This window comes from Marinobacter sp. MDS2 (genome assembly GCF_030718085.1).
Taxonomy (GTDB): domain Bacteria; phylum Pseudomonadota; class Gammaproteobacteria; order Pseudomonadales; family Oleiphilaceae; genus Marinobacter.
In genome coordinates this window covers 1-22,721 of record NZ_JAVAJF010000002.1, presented here as the reverse complement: position 1 = coordinate 22,721, position 22,721 = coordinate 1, and the positions used below count along the sequence as shown (strand labels likewise).

General features: G+C 55.2%; 24 protein-coding genes and 1 other RNA gene. 3 read left to right on the top strand and 22 right to left on the bottom strand.

All coding sequences use genetic code 11. The annotated features are described in order from the left end of the window. Positions 1-4: 4 nt before the first annotated feature. The 9 genes from mraY to rsmI form a co-directional block, all read right to left on the bottom strand. A complete protein-coding gene (gene mraY, locus Q9245_RS10910) occupies positions 5-1,090 on the bottom strand; it encodes a phospho-N-acetylmuramoyl-pentapeptide-transferase (RefSeq protein ID WP_133006412.1) in 1,086 nt (361 codons plus the stop codon). Further along, a complete protein-coding gene (gene murF, locus Q9245_RS10905; protein WP_305897222.1) occupies positions 1,075-2,472 on the bottom strand; it encodes a UDP-N-acetylmuramoyl-tripeptide--D-alanyl-D-alanine ligase in 1,398 nt (465 codons plus the stop codon). The genes mraY and murF overlap by 16 nt, the downstream gene beginning before the upstream one ends. Then, positions 2,469-3,953, bottom strand: coding sequence for a UDP-N-acetylmuramoyl-L-alanyl-D-glutamate--2,6-diaminopimelate ligase (locus tag Q9245_RS10900; RefSeq protein ID WP_305897221.1), 1,485 nt, complete (start codon positions 3,951-3,953; stop codon positions 2,469-2,471). The genes murF and Q9245_RS10900 overlap by 4 nt, the downstream gene beginning before the upstream one ends. 2 nt (positions 3,954-3,955) lie before the next feature. Next, complete coding sequence (locus Q9245_RS10895; protein WP_305897220.1) at positions 3,956-5,698, bottom strand: penicillin-binding protein 2; 1,743 nt, start codon at positions 5,696-5,698, stop codon at positions 3,956-3,958. A 27-nt stretch (positions 5,699-5,725) separates the two neighbouring features. Further along, entirely contained in the window at positions 5,726-6,130 is a 405-nt protein-coding gene (ftsL, locus tag Q9245_RS10890; RefSeq protein ID WP_305897219.1) for a cell division protein FtsL, read from the bottom strand. Positions 6,131-6,157: 27 nt separating this feature from the next. Further along, on the bottom strand, positions 6,158-7,114 hold the full coding sequence (rsmH, locus tag Q9245_RS10885) for a 16S rRNA (cytosine(1402)-N(4))-methyltransferase RsmH (protein WP_305897218.1): 957 nt from the start codon (positions 7,112-7,114) through the stop codon (positions 6,158-6,160). Further along, on the bottom strand, positions 7,111-7,569 hold the full coding sequence (gene mraZ / locus Q9245_RS10880) for a division/cell wall cluster transcriptional repressor MraZ (protein ID WP_114332882.1): 459 nt from the start codon (positions 7,567-7,569) through the stop codon (positions 7,111-7,113). Before mraZ ends, rsmH begins: the two co-directional genes overlap by 4 nt. Before the next feature lie 302 nt (positions 7,570-7,871). Beyond that, positions 7,872-8,221: RNase P RNA component class A (gene rnpB / locus Q9245_RS10875), an RNA gene on the bottom strand. 40 nt (positions 8,222-8,261) lie between these two features. Further along, positions 8,262-9,131: a 16S rRNA (cytidine(1402)-2'-O)-methyltransferase gene (gene rsmI, locus Q9245_RS10870; RefSeq protein WP_305897217.1), complete on the bottom strand. Its 870-nt coding sequence runs from the start codon at positions 9,129-9,131 to the stop codon at positions 8,262-8,264. Positions 9,132-9,273: 142 nt separating this feature from the next. On the opposite strand from rsmI, the gene Q9245_RS10865 reads away from it, so the two are divergent. Genes Q9245_RS10865 through Q9245_RS10855 form a run of 3 tightly spaced genes read left to right on the top strand, consistent with a single transcriptional unit; the run spans position 9,274 to position 12,105 of the window. Further along, positions 9,274-11,112 carry a penicillin-binding protein activator gene (locus Q9245_RS10865; RefSeq protein ID WP_305897216.1) on the top strand — a complete coding sequence of 613 codons (1,839 nt, stop codon included), beginning with the start codon at positions 9,274-9,276 and terminating at the stop codon, positions 11,110-11,112. 20 nt (positions 11,113-11,132) lie between these two features. Next, positions 11,133-11,504: a YraN family protein gene (locus tag Q9245_RS10860; RefSeq protein WP_305897215.1), complete on the top strand. Its 372-nt coding sequence runs from the start codon at positions 11,133-11,135 to the stop codon at positions 11,502-11,504. Between the two features lie 10 nt (positions 11,505-11,514). Continuing rightward, positions 11,515-12,105 carry an SIS domain-containing protein gene (locus tag Q9245_RS10855; protein WP_133007616.1) on the top strand — a complete coding sequence of 197 codons (591 nt, stop codon included), beginning with the start codon at positions 11,515-11,517 and terminating at the stop codon, positions 12,103-12,105. Positions 12,106-12,132: 27 nt separating this feature from the next. Here the strand turns inward: Q9245_RS10855 and Q9245_RS10850 are convergent, their stop codons facing one another. The 13 genes from Q9245_RS10850 to Q9245_RS10790 all read right to left on the bottom strand — a co-directional run. Next, positions 12,133-12,531: a ClpXP protease specificity-enhancing factor gene (locus Q9245_RS10850; protein ID WP_305897608.1), complete on the bottom strand. Its 399-nt coding sequence runs from the start codon at positions 12,529-12,531 to the stop codon at positions 12,133-12,135. 59 nt (positions 12,532-12,590) lie between these two features. Next, complete coding sequence (locus tag Q9245_RS10845) at positions 12,591-13,226, bottom strand: glutathione S-transferase N-terminal domain-containing protein (protein ID WP_199007681.1); 636 nt, start codon at positions 13,224-13,226, stop codon at positions 12,591-12,593. Between the two features lie 107 nt (positions 13,227-13,333). Beyond that, on the bottom strand, positions 13,334-14,089 hold the full coding sequence (locus tag Q9245_RS10840) for a cytochrome c1 (RefSeq protein WP_305897214.1): 756 nt from the start codon (positions 14,087-14,089) through the stop codon (positions 13,334-13,336). After that, positions 14,089-15,321: a cytochrome bc complex cytochrome b subunit gene (locus tag Q9245_RS10835; RefSeq protein WP_305897213.1), complete on the bottom strand. Its 1,233-nt coding sequence runs from the start codon at positions 15,319-15,321 to the stop codon at positions 14,089-14,091. The genes Q9245_RS10840 and Q9245_RS10835 overlap by 1 nt, the downstream gene beginning before the upstream one ends. Beyond that, positions 15,321-15,917: a ubiquinol-cytochrome c reductase iron-sulfur subunit gene (petA, locus tag Q9245_RS10830; RefSeq protein ID WP_305897212.1), complete on the bottom strand. Its 597-nt coding sequence runs from the start codon at positions 15,915-15,917 to the stop codon at positions 15,321-15,323. Before petA ends, Q9245_RS10835 begins: the two co-directional genes overlap by 1 nt. Before the next feature lie 238 nt (positions 15,918-16,155). Next, complete coding sequence (gene rpsI / locus Q9245_RS10825) at positions 16,156-16,548, bottom strand: 30S ribosomal protein S9 (protein WP_114332874.1); 393 nt, start codon at positions 16,546-16,548, stop codon at positions 16,156-16,158. Between the two features lie 12 nt (positions 16,549-16,560). Next, positions 16,561-16,989, bottom strand: coding sequence for a 50S ribosomal protein L13 (gene rplM / locus Q9245_RS10820; protein WP_114333849.1), 429 nt, complete (start codon positions 16,987-16,989; stop codon positions 16,561-16,563). A 209-nt stretch (positions 16,990-17,198) separates the two neighbouring features. Beyond that, on the bottom strand, positions 17,199-17,987 hold the full coding sequence (locus Q9245_RS10815) for a TatD family hydrolase (RefSeq protein WP_305897211.1): 789 nt from the start codon (positions 17,985-17,987) through the stop codon (positions 17,199-17,201). 21 nt (positions 17,988-18,008) lie between these two features. Further along, positions 18,009-19,589 (bottom strand): peptide chain release factor 3, encoded by a 1,581-nt coding sequence (gene prfC, locus Q9245_RS10810; protein ID WP_305897210.1) that lies wholly within the window; start codon positions 19,587-19,589, stop codon positions 18,009-18,011. Between the two features lie 59 nt (positions 19,590-19,648). Then, a complete protein-coding gene (rimI, locus tag Q9245_RS10805) occupies positions 19,649-20,152 on the bottom strand; it encodes a ribosomal protein S18-alanine N-acetyltransferase (protein WP_305897209.1) in 504 nt (167 codons plus the stop codon). Further along, positions 20,119-20,913 (bottom strand): hypothetical protein, encoded by a 795-nt coding sequence (locus Q9245_RS10800; protein WP_305897208.1) that lies wholly within the window; start codon positions 20,911-20,913, stop codon positions 20,119-20,121. The genes rimI and Q9245_RS10800 overlap by 34 nt, the downstream gene beginning before the upstream one ends. 44 nt (positions 20,914-20,957) lie before the next feature. Continuing rightward, the gene (locus Q9245_RS10795; RefSeq protein WP_305897207.1) at positions 20,958-22,508 is read right to left on the bottom strand and encodes a 2-isopropylmalate synthase; all 1,551 of its coding nucleotides are present in this window, start codon (positions 22,506-22,508) and stop codon (positions 20,958-20,960) included. A gap of 20 nt (positions 22,509-22,528) precedes the next feature. Further along, positions 22,529-22,721 (bottom strand): hypothetical protein (locus Q9245_RS10790; RefSeq protein ID WP_305897206.1); only part of this gene is annotated, 193 nt, incomplete at its 5' end.

Here is a 22,721-nt window from a genome sequence, read left to right as displayed (position 1 = left end):
TTTCCTATCGGAGTTTCAGACTGGCCAGGCCAATCAGTACAAGAACCACGGTAATAACCCAGAACCGCACGATGACTCGAGGTTCCGGCCAACCTTTGAGCTCAAAATGGTGATGCAAAGGGGCCATACGGAAAATCCGGCGTCCGGTCAGGCGGAACGAAGCCACCTGGAGAATCACCGACACAGTTTCCATAACAAACACGCCCCCCATGATGAACAAAACAATCTCTTGGCGAACAATCACCGCAACCACACCCAAAGCGGCTCCCAGTGCCAGTGCGCCCACATCCCCCATAAATACCTGGGCGGGATAGGTGTTGAACCACAAGAACCCGAGCCCTGCGCCTACCAGAGCGCAACAGAACACGATCAGCTCACCGGTACCCGGGAGATGCGGGATCAACAGGTAATTGGCAAATTGTGCGTGCCCGGACACGTAAGCGAAGATAGCAAGCGCACCGGCAACCATCACGGTGGGCATAATGGCCAACCCATCGAGACCGTCGGTCAGGTTCACCGCGTTGCTGCTGCCGACAATGACGAAGTAGGTCAGCAGGATGAACAGTACTGGCCCCAGGGTGAGGGACACATTTTTCAGAAACGGCAAATACAACGACGTTTCCTGCGGCAAGGTCGATGTGGCATACAGAACCACGGCAGCCGCCGCTCCAATCACCGATTGCCAGAAATATTTCCACCGACCCGGCAAACCACGGGGGTTGCGCTCAACGACCTTGCGATAGTCATCCACCCAGCCGATTGCACCGAACAAAATGGTGACCAACAGCACGGTCCAGACATAGCGATTACTCAGGTCGGCCCATAGCAACGTTGAAATGGCAATTGCCACTAGAATCAACGCACCACCCATGGTGGGTGTGCCGGCCTTGCTCAGATGGGTCTGAGGACCGTCATCCCGAACCGCCTGCCCGATCTGGTACTGGCTGAGTTTGCGGATCATCAACGGACCGATCATCAGCGAGATCAACAGTGCCGTCAGCACTCCGAAAATAGCGCGCACGGTCAGGTACTGAAACACCGTCAGCGCAGAAAAATATTGAGATAAAACCTCTGTCAGCCAGAGCAGCATGCGTTTTTCACCTTTGTCTGCATTCCCTCCACCACGCGATCCATGGCGGAACTTCGAGAACCTTTTACCAGCACCACCATGGCACCCTGTCGGCCATCAACGATGGCATTCACAGCTTGCTCATGGGTCTGGAAGTGTTCAGCACCTTGTCCGAAGCCATTGGCGTAGCCCTCACAACCCGGGCCCACCAGCAACAAACGTTCAATACCTTTTTCTTTGGCGTGGGCCCCTACCTCGGCATGCAGGTCGTCGCCCTGCTCACCCAGCTCGGCCATAGCACCCAGCACAGCTACCCGCTGCCCCGTGTATCCGGAAAGCACGTCGATCGCCGCTTTCATGGAAGCCGGATTCGCGTTGTAGCTATCATCAATGACCGTGAACCCCGGCGCTGGCTCACACACATGCAAGCGCCCTTTAACCGCCTTCACACCGCTTAACCCCTGAACAAGCTGGTCGTCCGTTGCGCCCAACTCGCGGCAAGCGGCAATGGCGCACAGAGCGTTACTGACATTGTGTTCACCGACCAACGGCAAAGTGAACGCACAGCGCCAGCCATTCGGCCCTTCCGCCGTGACCGTCATGGTTTGATCGGACCCAACCTGCGCCTCAGCCCTATAGTCCGCCTCCGGATGGCTCATCCGGGAAACACTCACCACCCGACGCTCGCCGGCCCGCTCGAGCCACTGATCAAACGCAGGATCGTCTCGGTTGAGCACAACCAGACCCTGCTCGGCGACGCCATCAATGATTTCACCTTTGGCTTTGATGATGTTCTGGTAACTACCAAAGCCTTCGAGATGCGCCTGACCGGCATTGGTCAGAATCGCCACTTGCGGGCGCACGATCGCCACCGTGTGGGCGATTTCACCCAAGCCACTCGCACCCAGCTCAACGGCGCCGTACTGGTGTTCCGGGGACAACCGGAACATCGTTAGCGGCACACCGATGTGGTTATTCAGATTGCCCTCAGTGGCCAGCGCCTTCCCCATCTGTTCGAGAATGGAAGCCGTCAATTGACGAACCGTGGTCTTGCCGCTGCTACCGGTAATGGCCACCAGCTGCGCGTTGCTTTCGTTGCGGTTCCCCGCCGCCAAAGCAGCAAGCGCATTCACCGTGTCATTGACCACCAGTTGCGGGAACGAAATCGTATCGTCTGCAGTATCAACCACGGCAGCGACAGCCCCCTGCGAGCGGGCCTGTTCCAGAAATTCATGGCCATCGAAACGCTCACCGCGCAGGGCCACAAACAACTGCCCCTCGCCAACAGCGCGGGTATCGGTGGACACGCCTTTGAACCAAATCTCTTCCGCGTTCACCGGCTTGCCCGCCAGCGATGCGTCTAGCCAGGATTTGGCTTCTGCCAGCGAAAAGGCGCGCATCATGCCACACCTCCATTCAGGCGCAACTGATTCTGCACCTGCTCGGCATCACTGAATGGTAATTTCTGGCCCGCCACTTCCTGCCAGGTTTCGTGACCTTTTCCGGCAATCAGCACCAAGTCTTTCGGACCAGCCATGGCAACGGCCTCTGCGATGGCGGTCGCGCGATCATGAACGATCTGATACTGGCCTTCTTCAGAGAAACCTTTCTCGATATCCCTGACGATTTGTGCCGGGGCCTCTGACCTTGGGTTGTCATCGGTCACGATCACCACATCGGCACCTTTTTCTGCTTCAGTGGCCATCTCAGAGCGCTTACCGGGATCACGATCACCGCCGCAACCAAACACGCAGATCAGCTTACCTTTCGCGTGCGGGCGCAGAGCCGCTAACGCATTTGCCAGCGCATCGGGTGTATGTGCGTAATCAACCACCACACAGCGACCGTCTGCGCCCAGGTACTTCTCCAACCGTCCTTGAGGAGGTACCAGCCGGGAGCAGGCATCAACGGCTCGGTCCAATGGAACACCCAGCGTTAGCACCGTCGCCATCGCAGCCAAAACATTGCTCGCGTTGAAGCTGCCCAGCAGAGGTACATCCAACTCAAACTCTCCCCACAGACCATCGACCAGTGCGTGAAAGCCCGTTGCGGTCGGGGTAAATTCTTTCAGCCACAGTTCGGTTTGGGCTTCATGCAAGCTGTAACGGACACGGTCGCACAAGCCTTCCGTCTGTTCATACAACTGACGCCCGAACGGGTCATCGAAGTTGATCACAGAAAAGTGCAACTCTTCACGGCGGAACAAGCGGGCCTTCGCCTCGCCATAGGCTTCCATGGTGCCGTGATAATCCAGATGATCCCGGGTCAGGTTGGTAAATACCGCCCCGGTCATCGCAACCTTGTTAATCCGCCCCTGCGCCAACGCATGGGAAGACACTTCCATAACCGCAGCGCGACCGCCGTCCCGGCGAATCTGGTGCAGCACGCGATTCACCTGAACCACATCCGGAGTGGTATGGGTGGCTGGCTGCAAATTTCCGGGCATGCCATAACCCAAAGTGCCAAGCACGCCGCAGGGCGTGCCCGCCTCTTTCAGCAAAGCCGAGATGTATTGTGTCACCGACGTTTTCCCATTGGTGCCAGTGACACCAACAACCCGCAAATGCCTTGAGGGATGCTCAAAGAATCGGGTGGCGATTCGCCCCATCTGATCGCGAAGGCCGACAATCGGGACAATCAACGCGCCATGACGTTCGTGACACTCTTTCGGGATGGCCGTTTCCAGTAACACCGCAGTGGCGCCAGCCGAGATCGCCTGATCAAGATAAGCATCGGCTGGGGTAGCAGCCCCCGACAAGGCAATAAATGCATCGCCTGACGTGATGTTGCGACTGTCCGTTTGCAGGCCATGGATGGTGACATCGAACACCGAAGGCACTTCAACAATGCCTTGCAAAAGGGTACTGATCGACGTGATGCACATGGTTACCCCCTATCCCCTGACGCAATAGCGGCGCGCCCGACCTCGGAAACTTCCAATTCCGGCTTCACATTCAACAACCGCAACGCATCGCCCATGACCCGAGCGAACACCGGTGCAGCCACTTCACCACCGTAATACTCGCCCGACTGGGGCGCATCTACCGCCACCACCGTGACGATTTTCGGATCGTCAATCGGTGCCATGCCCGCAAAAATGGCTTTATACATGCTGTCTTCGTAACCGTTGGCGCCAACCAGGTGGACAGTTCCGGTTTTGCCGCCAGCCGCGTACAAGCCGGGCTGAGCTCTGCCCCCCGTTCCTTTTGCTACCGCATCTTTCAACATCTGCCGGACTTCGTAGGTGACTTTTTCACTTAGAACCCGCTGCCCCTGCGGCCGCTGCTCTTGCTTCAATAGGCTGACCGGATACCGTAAGCCGCCATTGGCCAGCACCATGTAGGCTTGCGCCAACTGCAATGCATTGACGCTCAGGCCATAACCGTATGACAGAGTCGCTTCCTCAACCGGTCGCCATTTCGGACGGGCGGGCAACACACCAACGGCTTCGCCGGGGAAACCAATTCCAGTGGCCTGCCCCAGCCCCATGCGCGAGAACAAGTTACTCAGAACATCGCCACCCAGATCGTTCGCGATCTTGCTGACCCCGACGTTGCTTGATTTGACGATAATCTTGGTCAAATCCATCACACCGTAATTACGATGATCCCGAATGGTGAATCGCCCGAAGCGGCGATAGCCGGGCGAGGTATCGATGGTGCTATTGGCGTTGTATTCACCAGACTCCAAAGCGGCAGCAATCGTCAGCGGCTTGATAGTGGAGCCGGGTTCAAACAAATCGGTAATGGCCTTATTGCGTAGATTCTCGACCGCCAGCTGAGACCGGTCGTTCGGGTTATAGGAACCCTGGTTAACCATCGCCAGCACTTCTCCCGTACTGACATCCAGCATCACCAATGTACCGCCGCGCGCCTTATGGGCTTCCACTACCGCTTTCAGCTCGCGGTAGGCGAGATACTGGAGCCGGAGGTCAATGCTCAGCTCAAGATCTTTGCCCGGGCGGGCATCTCGCACCAGCATCAGGTCTTTGATGATGTGGCCTCGACGATCCTTCAGAACCCGTTTTGCGCCCGGCTCACCTTCGAGCCACTGGTTATAAGCCAGCTCAATACCTTCCTGGCCGTCCTCATCAATGTTGGTGAACCCAACAACGTGCGCAGTCACTTCACCAGCAGGGTAATAGCGACGATATTCCTGACGTGCATAAATGCCGCCCAGCCCCAGCGCCAAAGCCTCTTTCGCCATCGCTGGCTGCACTTTACGGCGCAGGTAAATAAACTCTCGGCTGGCATAATCACGAAGGCGCTGGCGCAGCTCGCCTTCAGAAAGCTCCAGCAGCCGGGCCAGCACCGCTAATTTCGGATGCTCGGGGTCGATCTCGGACGGGTTTGCCCACACCGTCTGAACCGGAGTGCTCACCGCCAGCGGTTCGCCGTGGCGATCTGTAACCACCCCGCGGTGGGCGTCAATGGATTCCGTTCGAATAGTACGGACATCACCCTGCTGGCGCAGGAAGTCATTATCAACGACAAGCAAATCGGTCAGGCGCCAACCAATGCCCAGCATCACCAACAGAAAAACACCGAGCACAGAATAAAAGCGCCAGGCTTTCAAGCCTGCCGCCAGTCGCTGCACCCTGCTGTTTGTCTGTTCGCTTCGAGCGGACAAATTGGCCACCTTGCTGCTGTTATAGTTTTAATTCGCCGCAATCGGCGTCATCAACGGCACCAGCACGATATCCTGGCGGCCCGGAACCCTCATACCAAAACGCTCTGCTGCCAACTTCTCGACCCGTCCGTGGGCGCTCAGGGCACTCTGCTCCAGTAGCAGCTGGCTCCATTCGCGCTCATGAGCGTCGCGCTGCTGTTGCAGCGTCGATAGACGATTGAACAGCTCCCGGTTCTCGTGAGCACTTACCACCACACCAATGGCAGACACCGTCAGCGCCAATATCAGCACCAACGACACCAGAACCTGTTGTTCACGGGCCGTTTCAAACACTTCCCTAGACACACGAACCGCAGAGACAACACCTTCTCTGACCTTCTCTCGGTTGAGCTTTGCGGTTTTCGTTGGCTGTTCAATCGCTACGGCGCCCATGGCGTCTCGCTCCCTTGCGAATTCGCTTCAGTGAGTTCTTCGTTCCAGCACGCGCATGACAGCACTGCGAGCCCGAACGTTTTCGTCTATTTCGTGATCACTGGCCTTATTGGCCTTGCCGATCAGACGGTAAGAAGACTGCATCTGCTCCGCCGTCACTGGCACGCCCTTTGGAATCTTTGGCCCTTGGGCCAGATCTCGCATAAACCGCTTAACTAAACGATCTTCCAGAGAGTGAAAACTGATCACCACCAATCGACCACCCGGCGCCAGACGCTCGGCAGCGGCCTTCAACCCGATTTCCAGATCCTCCAGCTCCCGATTGATAAAGATTCGGATCGCCTGAAAGGTACGGGTAGCCGGGTGCTTGTGCTTCTCTTTCTTGGGGACGGCCTCGGCCACCAGCTCAGCCAGCTGCCGGGTTGTCTCCAGCGGTTCTTCCGCCCGGCGCTGAACCACCAAACGCGCAATACGGCGAGAGAAGCGCTCTTCGCCGTACCGGAAAATTACATCGGCAATGTCTTTTTCATCCGCGCTGGCCAGCCATTGCGCGGCGCTGGGCGCCTGCTGCGGATTCATCCGCATGTCCAACGGGCCGTCCCGCATAAAGGAAAACCCGCGCTCGGCATCATCCAGCTGCGGCGAGGACACACCCAGATCCATCAACACACCGTTGACGGTCGGCCACTGCCTGGCGTCCAACGCGTCGTTCAGCTCCGAAAACGAACCATGGAACCAGCCAAACCGTTGGTCGCTGGCTGCCAATTCCTCCGCCACCCGGATTGCTTCAGGATCTTTATCAACCCCCAACAGGCGCCCTTGCTCGTTAAGCTGACTCAGAATGAGCCGACTGTGGCCGCCGCGCCCGAATGTGGCATCGACATAACAACCTGAGCCGTCGTTAATCAGGTAATCGACCGCCTCATCGAGCAATACAGACCGATGCTTGAAGCCTTCCATCGCGCCAGACCCGGACTTGTTCATAGTGACAATGCCTCCATCTCTGGTGGCACATCGTCGTCATCAGAAGACTCATCCAGCCAGGCCATCCAACGCTCTTCGCTCCAGAGCTCCCATTTATTTCCCTGACCAATCAGCATCAATTTCTTTTCCAGATACGCATAACTCCTGAGCGTGGGCGGCACCAGAATGCGGCCTGCCGAATCCAGCTCCATGGGTGCAGCATTACCGAGCATCAGGCGCTGCAGACGCCGAACCGGCTTCTTGATATTGGGCAGAGCTTCAATTTTGGGGCGCAGAGCCTCCCATTCGGGCTCCGGGTACAACAGCACGCAACGTTCCTCGTCGGTATTGGCGCTGGCAGTCAAAACAATACGGCCACCACAAAGCTGCGCGAGTTCTTCGCGCAGCTTTGTCGGGATCGCCAAGCGACCCTTCGCGTCCATATTGATGGCATGACTGCCAAGAAAGTTGCTCATTTACGCCGTATCCAAGGGTGCTATTTCCACAAAAAACCACTAGAAACCACTTTTTCCCACTTCCGCACACTATAGAAACACGCAAAAGACAATGCAAGCGCCACTTTCGCCGCCGCAAGGCCAAAAGTTCCTTTAATGACAAGAGGTTACGAAATAGAAATTTATGGAGATACTGAACAGGCGATGAGAAGTATCGAAAAAACAAGAACCTGCAGAGCGTTCTAAACGCTTAACCTAAAGTATAAGATCTTTTGGCTATAACCGCAGGGTTGTGAGAAGTACGCACATTAAATAATGATAGGAAAAAGAGCTCGCCGATAAGCCGGGTTCTGTCGTGGACAGTCATTCATCTAGGGCCTGCGTCACCACAGGCCTCAAGCAACCTACCCGAATCCAGCGCGGGCCACGCCAACGGATTCCTATTTGGTCTTGCTCCAGGTGGGGTTTACCATGCCGTGAACTGTTGCCAGTCACGCGGTGCGCTCTTACCGCACCATTTCAACCTTACCGGTGCCCGAAGGCACTTAGGCGGTGTATTTTCTGTTGCACTTTCCGTCGACTCGCGCCGCCCAGGCGTTACCTGGCACCTTGCCCTATGGAGCCCGGACTTTCCTCCCCCGGTAAAACCGGCGGCGACTGTCTGGCGAGCTCGGAGCTGACAATACCCCTGCAGCTGCCCGCACGCAAGTGCTTTAACCCTCCTTCAACTCCAGCGCTCGCTGATACAGCTCATTCTTCCCCAAACCGCAGACATCCGCGACAATTCTGGCCGCCTTCTTCACCGGCAACTCTTTCACCAGCATCGCCAGCAACTTATCCGCCTCAACAGAAGCCTCAGCGCCCGGAACCTCTTCGGAGCCACGAATCATCACCACAAATTCGCCCTTGGCACCATGAGGATCGGCTTGCAGATCGGCCAACACCTCAGCTGCAGCCCCTGTATAGAAGGTTTCGAAGGCCTTGGTCAGCTCTCGGCCCAACACGCACTCGCGCTCTGCACCCATCACCTCGACAAGATCCTCCATAAAATCCGCAATACGATGTGGCGACTCGTAGAACACCAGCGTAGCAGGTTGGCGCTTAAAGTTTTCCAGCGCAGACTTGCGCCCCGCCCGCTTCGCAGGCAAAAAACCGGCGAACAAAAACTGGTCGGTTGGCAAACCCGCAGCCGACAGAGCCGCCACCAAGGCACATGCGCCGGGAATCGGAGAAACCTGAAAACCGGCCGCCCGAGCCTCTCTCACCAGAATATACCCGGGATCGGAAATCAAAGGCGTACCCGCATCAGACACCAACGCGATGCTTTGTCCTTGCGACAACGCCTCGAGAACCTGCTGTACTCGAGCCCGTTCATTGTGGTCATGCAACGCGAGCATCTGCTTATTTAGCCCGAGATGCTGAAGCAATCTGCCACTGTGGCGGGTATCCTCGGCCGCCACCAAATCAGCTTTAGCCAACACCTGGCGCGCCCGCTCGGTTAAATCTTCGAGATTTCCGATCGGTGTGGCAACGACGAACAACTGGCCGCCGACACTAACGGGTGTTCGCTCAGAACTGGGCATATATGACTCCGAAGAATTGATAACACGGTTATATAGTCGGCCCATGACAGGCACGTCATGTGAAAAAGACCGGGAGCTGGTAAACTTGCCAGCTAATTAGCGGCATCACAAGCCCAATGATCCGGAGACCACCGAGCCTGCCATGATGACAAACCGCAACTCATTACCCACGTTCACGCTACTCGTCGTTCTGATGACCCTGTTTAGCGGCTGTGCGTCCATTAATCTGGACACTCACGTTGCCGAAACGCCAGAACAAGCCTTGTCCATAGCGGCGGATGAAAACGACCCGCAACGCGCCCAACGCTATCTTCTCCGCATAGCCAGCAATTACCAGACGAAGGGCGATCACGCTGCAGCCCGAAAGATCCTTCTGCACGACCTTTTAAAATCTGCTGAGGGACAACTCCTCGAACAGCAACGACTACTGGCCATGGTCAGCGCCATCGAGCTGGAAGACCGCACCTGGGCAGAAGAACTCGCGGCCACCAGCAAGACCGAAGACTTTCTCCAGTATCCCAGCGATTTACTGGCCCGGGCTGCGAACCTGCAAGCACAAACCCAGGCCTTGGCAGGCGAACCACTCGATGCAGCCATGACACTGATCTTGCTGGGCCAAACCGACAGCAGCACCAGCCCCCAGAATATTCATGACAGGATCTGGAATCAGCTGAAAACCGTTGACAGCCAAGAACTGCAAGCCAGCAACAACAAAGCCATCGGCTTTGAAAACCAGGGCTGGCTGGAATTGGCGAGCACGCTCAGAAACACCAGCGGAAATCTCGATGCACAGGGCCGATTGATTCGACAGTGGCAAAATAACTGGCCCGGACACCCTGCAGCCCAAACCCTGCCAAAAGAACTCGCGCTCATGGCCGACATTTCCTCGTCGCGGCCGGAAAACATCGTCTTGGCGTTGCCACTCAACGGGCCATTAGCCAGCGCCGGCAAAGCCATTCGGGACGGGTTCATCGCAGCCTATTACGACGACAGCACGAACCGTAGCAAGACGGATATCCGTGTTGTTGATACGACCAACCAGTCGTTTCTCGAGCTTTACGGCAAGCTCAGTACCAGCAACGCTGACTTGATTGTGGGCCCTCTCGAGAAAGCCGGCCTGACGGAACTATCTGAGATGAACACCCTTCCGGTACCCGTACTAGGCCTGAACTATCTGCCGAATGATCACAAAGCACCTGACGGCCTCTACCAATACGGACTGTCGGCCGAAGATGAGGCCCGACAAATTGCCCGGCAACTGGCGAAGGACAACATCACACGTATTTTGGCGCTCATCCCGAGCGGCGAGTGGGGAGATCGGGTTACCACCGCACTAACCAACAAGCTTGAAGAAACCGGAGTGACCGTACTCCACGTTCAGCGCTTCTTCCCCGAAGACAACCTGCGCGCCATCACCGCCGACGTGCTCGGTGTAACCGCATCCCGGCAACGCGCAATCGATGTCGAACGCACCATCGGTCTGAACGTCGAATTCGAACCCCGCCCACGCCAGGATGCCGAAGCCATCGTGATGGTCGCCGCACCAACGATCGCCCGTCAGTTTAAACCGTTGTTCGCCTTCTATTTCGCGGGCAACCTACCGGTATACGCGCCATCCATCACCTACGAAGGCGTGCCCAACCCGAGCCGGGACCGCGATTTAAACAACGTCATATTTACCGATATTCCGTGGGTGCTCGCAGAAGACAACCCGCTGCGCAGTGATGCGGAAAAGTATCTCAGCGGCACCAAAGGGCAACTGGGGCGACTGTTTGCCATGGGCGCTGACGCCTGGCAACTCAGCAAGCGCTTACCGCTTCTTCAACAGGTCAAAGATGCTGCCATTAACGGCCACACAGGCACACTTACCATGGCCCCTTCCGGCGCAATACACAGAGAACAGCTGTGGGCCAAATTCGTTAATGGCAGCCCCGAAGTACTGGAAACCAAATCTCCGGACGCTCTCGTATCTGGCGAATAACAACCACAAAGCGATAGACCATGGCCAAGGACGGCAAAAAAGCGTTAGGTGCCTTCTACGAGGGAGTGGCCGCCCGATACCTCATCAGCCGGGGCGTATCCATACTTGAACGCAACGTTTATAACCGCGGAGGCGAAATCGACCTCATCGGCCTGGACGGAACCGCGCTGGTGTTTTTTGAGGTACGGTACCGGAAGAGCAACAGCTTGGTAGATCCTTTGGATTCCATCAACCCGAGCAAACAGAAGCGGCTAGTGAGAGCCGCCTCCTTTTACCTTCACCGAAACAACCTTTGGGATGCAGAGACGCGCATCGACGTAGTCGGTATTACGCCGGGAACTACCAGCAAATACCGGGTACAATGGGTTAAAAATGCAATTCAGGCAGATTAGTACCGGCACCATGACCAATACCGAAGAACGAATCAATTACTGGTTTGCAAACCACATGGAACAGACAGCGCAAGCTGCAGTCACCGCAGGCCCGGCCATTGGAACCGTAGCAGACGCGTTCGTAACCACACTGCTCCAGGATGGCAAAATTATCGCCTGCGCGAATGGTAACGCCAACGTGCTTACCCAATACCTGTGCACAGCGCTGCTCTCAAGGTTTGATCAGGATCGTCCCGCGCTCCCCGCCATCAACCTGGGCGCGGACGCGACCACCTACTCTGCAATTTGCCGAGACAACCGCTTTAACGACACTTTTTCCAGACAAGTAAGGGCTGTAGGCAAACCCGGAGACCTACTGTTCGTGGTTGTCGACGACGGCCACAAAGCCAACCTGATTCAGGCTATTCAGGCGGCCCACGATCGGGAAATGATGGTTGTTGTCCTCAGCGCACGGGAGAAATCGGACATCACCTCTCTGATGCACCCGGAAGACCACGAAGTTGCGTTGAACGATCTGTCACCCCACGAAGCCACACCGTTAATGATGGTGATCATCAATGCTTTGTGTGATCAGATCGATGCGAAGCTATTTGGCGGGTAAGAAAAAAGCCGGCAAGCCGGCTTTTTTTTATTTCACTACCTTTAGCGTCGGCCGGCCGGAAGGCCGCTCGTCCGCTTTCGGGGCGGGAGCATCATCCCCTTCCGGATCAGGAAAGCCCGGCTCGCTGCCGAACACCATTCCCTCACCATTTTCTTTAGCATAGATTGCCAGCACAGCCTGCAGCGGAATGAACACCTGCATGGGCACGCCGCCGAATCGGGCGCTAAACTCAATCGCTCCATTACCAATCACCAGACCTCGTACGGCACCAGTGCTGATATTCAGAACAATCTGGCCATTAGCTACGTGCTCTGTCGGCACCTGAACACCCTGTACCCCCGCATCAACCACAATATACGGGGTACAGTCATTGTCCAGAATCCACTCATTCAGCGCCCTTACCAAGTAGGGGCGGCTGGAGGTCATGGCAATATTTAAATCAGACACTACAACAACTCCTGATTTGGAAGCCGGGCGCTATGCCATCAGCTGCGAATATCTTCTTCAAGATCAGAAAGGCTAGCCTTAAAGCCTTCGCGACTGAAGATACTCTCCATATACTTGAGCAGCGGCTTGGCCTGCTTGTCTTTATCGCTCAGCTCGATCCCGAGCGCCGGCAGACGCCACAAGATCGGCGCAATGCAGCAGTCCACAATGGTGAACTCTTCAGACAGGAAGAACGGCATTTCCGCGAACAGAGGGCCGGTCGCCAACAAGCTTTCTTTCAGCTCTTTACGGGCGGCGTCTGAAGCCTTACCGGTTGGCTGAGCAACGATTTGATCAACCAGAGCACACCAGTCTTTCTGAATCCGGTGGATCATCAAGCGGCTGTTAGCTCGTGCAACGGGGTACACAGGCAAAAGCGGTGGATGCGGAAAACGCTCATCCAGATACTCCATCATGATGTTCGGCTCGTACAGAACCAAATCACGATCCACCAATGTCGGTACGGCGTTGTACGGGTTCAGATCCGCCAGTTCTGCCGGAGGGTTGTCCGGCTCCACATCAACAACATCAACGGTAACGCCCTTCTCAGCCAATACAATACGCACGCGATGGCTGTAGTGGCTGTTCGGGTCCGAGAAAAACGTCATTGATGACCGCTTGGTCACAACGCCCATATAAGCTACCTCACGATTCTAAAATCGAAACAATCCAGTAAACGCAAAAAACCAGCGGTCCTTTGAGGGACCGCTGGAATCTAGGATTAAGGATTATACCCTAAATCTTAATGTACGTCTTTCCAGTACTCGCGATTGAGCAAGTATGCGAAGACGAAGAAGATGGCCACGAAGATCAGCACGAAAATACCAAGACGCTCGCGCTCAACCTTCACCGGGTCACCCATATAGGACATGAAGTTGGTCAAATCCCACATTGCCTGATCGAACTCAGCACCATTCATGCTGCCTTCGATGGCGTACTCAGGGCATACATCTCCATTGTTGATGTTTCCGCTGAGAGGCTCAACCGTAGGTTTCACACCGATGTTCGGCTTAACCGCACACAGCCCTTGCAGGCCAACCATCACGTGGGGCATACCGACGAGATCGAAAACCACGTTGTTCACGCCCAAGGGACGGCTTTCGTCCTTGTAGAAGCCACGCAGGTAGGAATACACCCAGGACTCACCACGCAACCGGGTCTCCAGAGTCAGGTCAGGTGGCGGTGCACCGAACCAACCCGCAGCCAGATCTTTGTCCATTGAGTTCTTCATCAGCTCACCAATTTTGGCGCCGGTAAAGATCAGGTTCTCTTCGTACAAATCGGCCGGAATTTCCAGATCTTCGGATACACGCTTGTAGCGCGCGTATTCCATGGAATGACACCCCATGCAGTAGTTGGTGAACAGCGCAGCACCACGCTGCAAAGACGCCTTATCGGTGTGATCCGGAGTCATCTCGTCCAGAGGAACCGCGGCACCCGCTGCCAGCCCGAAAGCTGGCAGGATCGCTATGAAAAGACCAAATATCAGCTTTCTCATTATCCTGTCACCCTCTCTGGTACTGGCTTGGTTTTTTCCATGCGTGTATAGAATGGCATGAGAATAAAGTACGCGAAGTAGAGTGTGGTCAGGATCTGAGCAACCGTGGTACGACCTTCAGTTGCAGGGACAATACCCAGGTAACCCAGCACCACAAAGCTGATCACGAAAATCGTCAGAGCAATCTTGCTCAGCCAGCCTTTGTAGCGGATTGACCGAACCGGGCTTCTGTCCAGCCAGGGCAGAACAAACAGGATAGCAATGGCCGCACCCATCACAACCACACCCCAGAACTTGGCATCGAGACCGAACAGATCAACCGTTACCGCGCGCAGCATTGCGTAGAAGGGCGTGAAGTACCATACCGGTGCAATGTGGGCTGGTGTTTTCAGACTGTTAGCCGGTTCAAAGTTAGGCTTCTCGAGGAACAGCCCTCCCATTTCCGGGAAGAAGAACACCACGATAAAGAAGATAAAGAAGAACACCGCCACACCCAGCAGATCGTGCACTGAGTAATAAGGGTGGAACGGGATACCGTCTTTCGGAATGCCGTTTTCATCTTTGTTCTTTTTAATATCGATCCCGTCAGGGTTGTTGGAACCCACTTCGTGCAACGCCAGGATGTGCAACACAACCAGCGCCAGCAAAACAATCGGCAGTGCAACAACGTGCAACGCAAAGAAGCGGTTCAAAGTGATACCGGAAATCAGGTAGTCACCACGAATCCACAAAGACAGATCTTCCCCGATCACCGGAATAGCACCAAACAGGTTAACGATAACCTGGGCACCCCAGTAAGACATCTGACCCCATGGCAGCAGGTAGCCCATGAAGGCTTCCGCCATCAGCACCAGATAAATCAGCATGCCGAAGATCCAGATCAGCTCACGAGGCTTCTGGTAGGAGCCATACATCAAGCCACGGAACATGTGAAGATAAACCACCACGAAGAATGCCGAAGCACCCGTCGAGTGCAGATAACGCAACAACCAACCCCATTCAACATCACGCATGATGTATTCGACAGAGGCAAATGCGCCTTCGCCGGACGGGTTGTAGCTCATGGTCAACCAGATACCGGTAACCAGCTGGTTGACCAGTACGAGCATGGCCAAAGAGCCAAAGAAGTACCAGAAGTTGAAGTTCTTGGGCGCGTAATATTTCCCAACGTGTTTGTTCCAGGCATCGATGACCGGCAGTCGCTCATCTACCCAATTCAGAAGTTTTTGCATTACGCTGCCTCCGGATCAAGACCAATCGTCATGGTCGTATCGTTATCAAACCGGTAAGGCGGCACTTCCAGATTCAGAGGTGCTGGCTGCCCGCTTAGCACGCGGCCCGACAAATCGAACTTGGAGCCGTGACACGGGCAGAAAAACCCACCCAACCACTCGGCGCCCAAATCTGCTGGAGCCACCTCAGGACGATAGGTAGGCACACACCCCAGGTGCGTACAGATACCCACAAGAACCATAAACTCCGGATTAATGGAGCGGTGGGTTCCTTTGATGTAGTCTGGCTGCTGACTGGCTGCTGTTGACTCTGGATCTTTCAACCGGGGAGTCATTTCCTCAACACGATCCAGCATTTCTTTGGACCGGCGAATAACCCATACCGGCTTACCCCGCCACTCAACAGTCACCTGTTGACCCGGCTCAATTTTGTCGACATTCATTGTTACCGGTGCACCGGCCGCTTCCGCTTTCGCACTGGGGTTCCAGGACGCTACGAAAGGAACGGCTGCACCGACGACGCCGACACCACCTACCACGGACGTGGCACCGATTAGAAATCGGCGCCGACCTTGGCTCACGTCGCCATTACTCATTATGGTTTTCTCCCATCAGGCGAGGCACAGACGCGGAAACACCGATACTGCGCTTCGAAAAGGACTTCACAACCCAAAATTATAAGCGAGGAAATGGTAATGAAATTAACCTTCGCTTACAAGTTAGAAAGGCCCAGTGCTGGGCCTATCCCTGCGCCAGGTCAAAATTTTCGATCATCTTCAGGCACAAAAAAACCCGACCAAAAGATCGGGTTTTTCCATCGGCACAAAGTGCAGATTAACGCTTGGAGAACTGCGGACGCTTACGCGCTTTACGCAGACCAACCTTCTTACGCTCAACCTTACGTGCGTCACGGGTTACGTAACCCGCTTCGCGCATTGCTGGGCGCAGAGTTTCATCGTAATCCATCAGGGCGCGAGTCAGACCGTGGCGAATTGCGCCCGCCTGACCACTGATACCACCGCCCTTGACAGTGATATTGATGTCGAAACGATCTTCAGAACCCGCAACAACCAGCGGCTGACGAACGATCATCCGAAGAGTCTCACGACCGAAAAATTCTTCGATAGTGCGACCATTGATAGAGATGTTACCGCTTCCCGGCTTGATAAAAACCCGAGCCGTGGATGACTTGCGGCGACCAGTACCGTAATTTTGTGCTACAGACATATTCGCCTTCCGTTAAATGTCGAGTTCTTTGGGCTGCTGGGCGGCATGCGCATGCTCAGCGCCGGCGTACACTTTCAGCTTCTTGAACATGGCACGACCAAGCGGACCTTTCGGAAGCATGCCTTTCACAGACTTCTGAATGATTTGCTCGGGAGCCTTGTCAACCAGCTTCTCGAAATTGATGGATTTGATTCCACCTGGAAAGCCGGTATGGCTGTAATACATCTTATCAGATGCCTTGTTGCCGGTAACCTTCACCTGGCTGGCATTGATAACAACGATATAATCGCCAGTGTCCACATGAGGGGTATACTCAGGCTTATGCTTGCCCCGCAGACGAAGGGCGATTTCGGTTGACAGACGACCCAGCGTCTTGCCGGCTGCGTCTACAACGTACCAGTCACGTTTTACAGTTTCTGGTTTCGCACTCAGAGTCTTCATTGATTCCGCCTTGAACGCTAAAAGAAACGTTAAAAACCACCACCGGTACATGCAAGGCATCCGGAGGAGGTCCATACCTAGTTTGCGCTGGCACTATTCGGGGCTGAGATAGTGACATCGCCTTGAAAAGCCAGGGCGCGAAGTATACTCGAACCCCGTAAGAAAGCCAACCCTACGTCGACTTGTCTCGTAAATCCCCTACACAACCTTCAGCTTGGCGCCAACACATTCGCTGCCACGCCATACAGCTTAGCTGTGTTTTCCAACAACACCTCCGCAAGCTTTTCCCTGTCGTCACCCCGAAGCTCAACCAATCGGGAAAAAACATCCGGAATGTACTCGGGAGAGTTCTGCCCCTTTGGGACTCCCGCAGGCGGCATATCCGGAGCATCGGTTTCCAGCACCAATGCGCCTGCCGGCAACCGTGAGATCACGTCCCGCGTTTTCTTTGCCCGGTCGTGAGTAATCACGCCACCCACGCCAATATAGCAGCCCAATTCAATAAAACGGCAGGCTTGCTGATAACTGCCAGAGAAGCCGTGGATCAGCGCGCGCCCCCGCCAACGCTCCGAGCGCAGCAATGTCGCCACCTGATCATGAGCCTTGACGGAGTGAATCACCAGCGGCAAATCAAAACGAGCAGCCATTTGAACCTGCGCCGAGAACCACGGTAACTGTTCGTCTATCGATCCCCGTAACGCATCAAGCCCACACTCACCCACGCCAAGACATTCTGGAGCCTTAGCGCCCAGCGCGGCTTCCAGGGCAAGCAAATCCGCCGGACCATGTTCACCGACGAACCAGGGATGAATTCCCAGGCAATACCACAGCCCCTTTTCGCGGGAGGCCAAAGACGTAAGCCGCGGCCAATCGGCTCGCCGAACCCCGGGCATGACCAACCCTTGCACCCCAACCTCTCTTGCCCGGGCCAGAACTTGCTCCCGACGCTCGTCAAATTCAGGAAAATCGAAATGGCAATGGGCATCAAACAGGCGCATTTTCGGCTCCGCCAGGTTTTCTTAGTGCTCCCGGGTTTTATGGAACTGAACATCCGGGTAGCGCTCCTGAGCCAAGCTCAGATTCACCATCGTCGGCGCGATGTAGGCCAATCTATCGCCACCATCCAGCGCGACGTTCTCCTGATTTTTGCGCTGAAACTCTTCCAGCTTGCGCTCATCTTCGCAAGTCACCCAGCGCGCGGTTGCTACGTTGATCGGCTCGTAGATAGCTTCAACCTTGTACTCACTCTTCAGCCGGGCAACCACCACGTCAAATTGCAGAACACCGACAGCACCCACAATCAGATCGTTGTTTTTGAACGGCCGGAATACCTGAACCGCGCCTTCCTCGGAAAGCTGGATCAAACCTTTCTGCAGCTGCTTGGCCTTCAACGGATCTTTCAACCGAATCCGGCGGAACAACTCCGGCGCAAAGTTCGGAATACCGGTGAACTTCATGTCTTCGCCGGCAGTAAAGGTATCGCCAAGCTGGATCGTTCCGTGGTTGTGCAAGCCAATGATGTCACCGGCAAACGCCTCCTCGGCATGTTCACGATCACCGGCCATGAACGTAAGTGCATCCGAAAAACGAACATCCTTACCGATGCGCACGTGGCGGGCTTTCATACCCTGCTTATAGCTGCCAGAGACAATCCGGACAAAGGCGATCCGATCCCGATGCTGCGGGTCCATGTTCGCCTGAATTTTGAACACGAACCCGGAAAAGCCGTCTTCCTCCGGCTCCACCGTCCGTACATCCGTCGCGCGGGCTTGCGGCGTTGGCGCCCAATCCACCAGACCATCAAGCATATGATCAACGCCAAAGTTGCCCAATGCGGTGCCAAAAAACACGGGCGTCAGCTCTCCCGCCAGGAACGCTTCTTGATCGAACTCGTGGGACGCCCCTTTCACCAACTCGATCTCGTCACGCAAATCTGCGGCATATCCGCCCAGCGCCCCGTCAAGCTCAGGGTTGTCCAGACCCTTGATGACCCGCTGTTCCTGAATCGTATGACCCTGCCCTGTCTGGTACAAAATCACCTCATCGCGGATCAAGTGGTACACACCCTTGAAACTTTTACCCATACCAATCGGCCAGGTTACCGGAGAGCAGGCAATCTTCAGTACATCCTCCACCTCATCCATCAGCTCAATCGGATCGCGAGTGTCGCGGTCGAGCTTGTTCATGAAGGTCAGTATGGGAGTATCCCGAAGGCGAGTTACCTCCATCAGCTTGATGGTCCGCTCCTCGACCCCTTTCGCGCTATCGATCACCATCAGACAGGAGTCAACGGCAGTCAGAGTACGGTAGGTATCTTCAGAGAAATCTTCGTGGCCCGGGGTATCCAGCAGGTTGACCAGCTTGCCACCATAGGGGAACTGCATCACCGAAGTCGTCACCGAGATGCCCCGCTCTTTCTCCATTTCCATCCAGTCAGACTTTGCGTGCTGACCCGACTTCTTGCCCTTGACCGTACCGGCTTTCTGTAAAGCCTGCCCGAACAGCAGTACCTTTTCAGTAATGGTGGTTTTACCGGCATCCGGGTGCGAGATAATCGCAAAGGTATGGCGCTTGGCCACTTCCTTCGATAGGTTAGACATAAGACAACAGCCTGAATGGAATGGATGATAAACGCGGTATTATAAGGCCTAGCGGGGGGTCAGGTGAACTGCAACTCCATGACCCTGGCATCTTCCCCGCCGGATGGCCCGGGATAGTATTTCGGCCTGACGCCAATCTGCTGGAAACCTTCACTTTTATACAGCATGGTAGCCGCACGGTTGCTTTTGCGGACTTCCAGAATCATGCATGCAAGATCGTCTTCGATAGCAACTGCTATTGCATGCTGAAGCAGCTTTCGGCCTAGCCCCATGCCTCGATATTTCGGGTGCACACAGACATTAAGCAAATGCGCTTCATCAAACTGGTAACTGACGATTGCGTAGCCAACCAGTTCGTTTTCATAGATGAACGCCCACACCCGATAGCTGTCTTTGAAACAGTCTCGAAAGATTCCCTCAGTCCAGGGGTGCGAATGCCCCAGTCGCTCCAGCTCCATGACTCGCGGAAGATCTTCCTGAACGAGCGGGCGGATAGCGGAAGAGGTCGCGTAAGACGCGTTCGCCCCCGTCATAGACTGGCCAACGGTTTGAGCTCTTGCCATAGCTGCCGCTTCAACTGAGGGTCCGCTGCCAGTTTTGCCAAGCTGTCGGAAAACCTTACAGTCGGCGCTTTACCAAAGGCCTTCTCAAGTAAATCCCCGCCGTGCCCCAGAACAACGACGTGCCGAGATTCCGCATTACCGTAGCTCGCGGAAATCGCCTCTAACAAATGCTCAACGCGATTGAGCGACACCTTCAGGTTATTAAACAATGGCCAATGGAGAGCACCAAGCCCAACAGGAGAAACCTCCCCCAGACTTTTCAATATGTTCGCCGCCAATGTCTGTTGCAGCGATAGGCTAGTGTCTTCGGACATCTCCGCGACTAATAAGAAGCGGTTACCCTGCCATGCCTCGATAAACACGCGCGGCACCGCGTCAGGCACATGAGGAGGAACGATCTCATGTTCTTCCTCGGCAACTGGAACTTCCTGAGCCGCGACCAATTCACTAACCGTTTCACTCTTCTCGGGTGAAGGCTCCAGGGCCTCGGCCTGACGAGGCGTTGCCTTTGGCGCTTCGACCGCCGACATCAAACTCTGCAGGTGGGCAATTTTGTCGCGACTGCGTGCCGCGAGCTCCGGATCCCTTTGCGCAGCCGCTACCGGCACTGCCACCGAAATTTCTGGCGCGACCGACACTTCTGCTGACTCGCCGAAGTCATACTCTGGGCTCGGCGCAGCACCCGGCAAGGGGTCCCGCGCGTACCACATCCTGACCCCGGCGACCCCGAGATAGAATTGCCTTGCCGCTTCAGTGTGCATATTAATGAAACCTGATCGCTCGTCTGGGTGTGAACGGCTGGCGTTCAGACATCCGCAACCTGTGGATGCTGGCGAATCCCGCCCGACGTCACCAGATTAAGGGCCTCGATATAGGCTTTGGCAGACGCAATGATGATATCGGTGTCTGCACCCACGCCGTTAACAATTCGGCCTCCCCGCTCCAGCCGAACGGTCACTTCACCCTGTGCGTCCGTACCGCTGGTGATATTGTTGACCGAGTACAACTGCAAGTTGCAACCGGAATCGACCAGTGATTCAATCGCCTTAAAGGCGGCATCCACCGGTCCACTGCCTTCAGACGTCACCGTGTGCTCATTACCATCAACCGTCAGGGTCAGGGTTGCTGTTGGCACAACGCCGGTTTCTGATGCCACTTTCATGCACACCAGACCATAGCGGCCGACTTCTTCTTTCTGCTTGGTATCACTGGCAATGGCCTGCAAGTCTTCATCGAAGATCTCGTGTTTAAGGTCTGCCAGTGCTTTGAAGCGGGTGAACGCTTCATTCAACTCGGTCTCAGTTTCAAACTGGATACCCAATTCCTGCAAACGAGTGCGGAAAGCGTTACGACCGGAGTGCTTGCCCAACACCAGGCTGTTGGTATGCCAACCCACATCCTGGGCCTTCATAATCTCGTACGTTTCACGATGCTTCAGCACGCCATCCTGGTGAATACCGGATTCATGGGCGAACGCATTAGCTCCCACAATGGCTTTGTTGGGCTGAACGGGGAACCCGGTAATGGTGGATACCAGACGTGAGGCAGGAACAATGTGCTCGGCATTCACCCGAGTATCGATATTGAACAGATCTTTACGGGTGCGCACCGCCATGACGATCTCTTCGAGAGAGGCGTTACCTGCACGCTCACCCAAGCCGTTAATCGTACACTCGACCTGCCGTGCTCCGTTTGTCACCGCAGCGATCGAGTTCGCCACAGCGAGCCCGAGATCGTTGTGACAGTGAACAGAGAAGATTGCTTTATCGGCATTAGGTATACGGTTCAGCAGCTGGCGAATCGTCTCCCCGAATTCTGCAGGGATGGCATAGCCGACCGTATCAGGAATATTGATGGTGGTGGCACCCGCATCGATAGCCGCTTCGATAATGCGACACAGGAAATCGAGCTCTGAACGCCCTGCATCCTCACAGGAGAATTCCACATCATCAACGTGGCTTCTCGCTCGCTTCACGGCACGCACCGCTTGCTCGACGACCTCGTCCGGCTTCATCTGCAATTTGTGCTGCATATGAATGGGCGAAGTCGCGATGAAAGTATGGATTCGCCCTTGGGCCGCCGGCCGGATAGCCTCTGCCGCCCGGTCGATATCTTTATCGAGTGCTCGTGCAAGACTACAGATGGTTGATTCTTTGATGGTTTCAGCAATGGCTTTGACCGCCTCAAAGTCGCCCTGACTGGCGATAGCGAAGCCAGCTTCGATCACATCGACTCGGAGCTTTTCCAAGGCCTTGGCGATACGAAGCTTTTCATTTTTGTTCATTGTCGCGCCGGGGCTTTGTTCGCCGTCACGAAGAGTTGTATCGAAAATCACCAAATGATCAGGTGCAGCCATTGCCGGGCTCCCATCAGAAACTAAGTGTTATTTGTTGGCGTGAGTATATCACTTCTTAGTTTCAGGAGCGTACGCCGATAAAAAGCCAGAAATGAAAAAACCCCAGCCTCTTTCGAAGCTGGGGTTTTGGTATTAAGAGTCTGACGATGACCTACTCTCACATGGGCAAGTGCCACACTACCATCGGCGCAGGCTTGTTTCACTTCTGAGTTC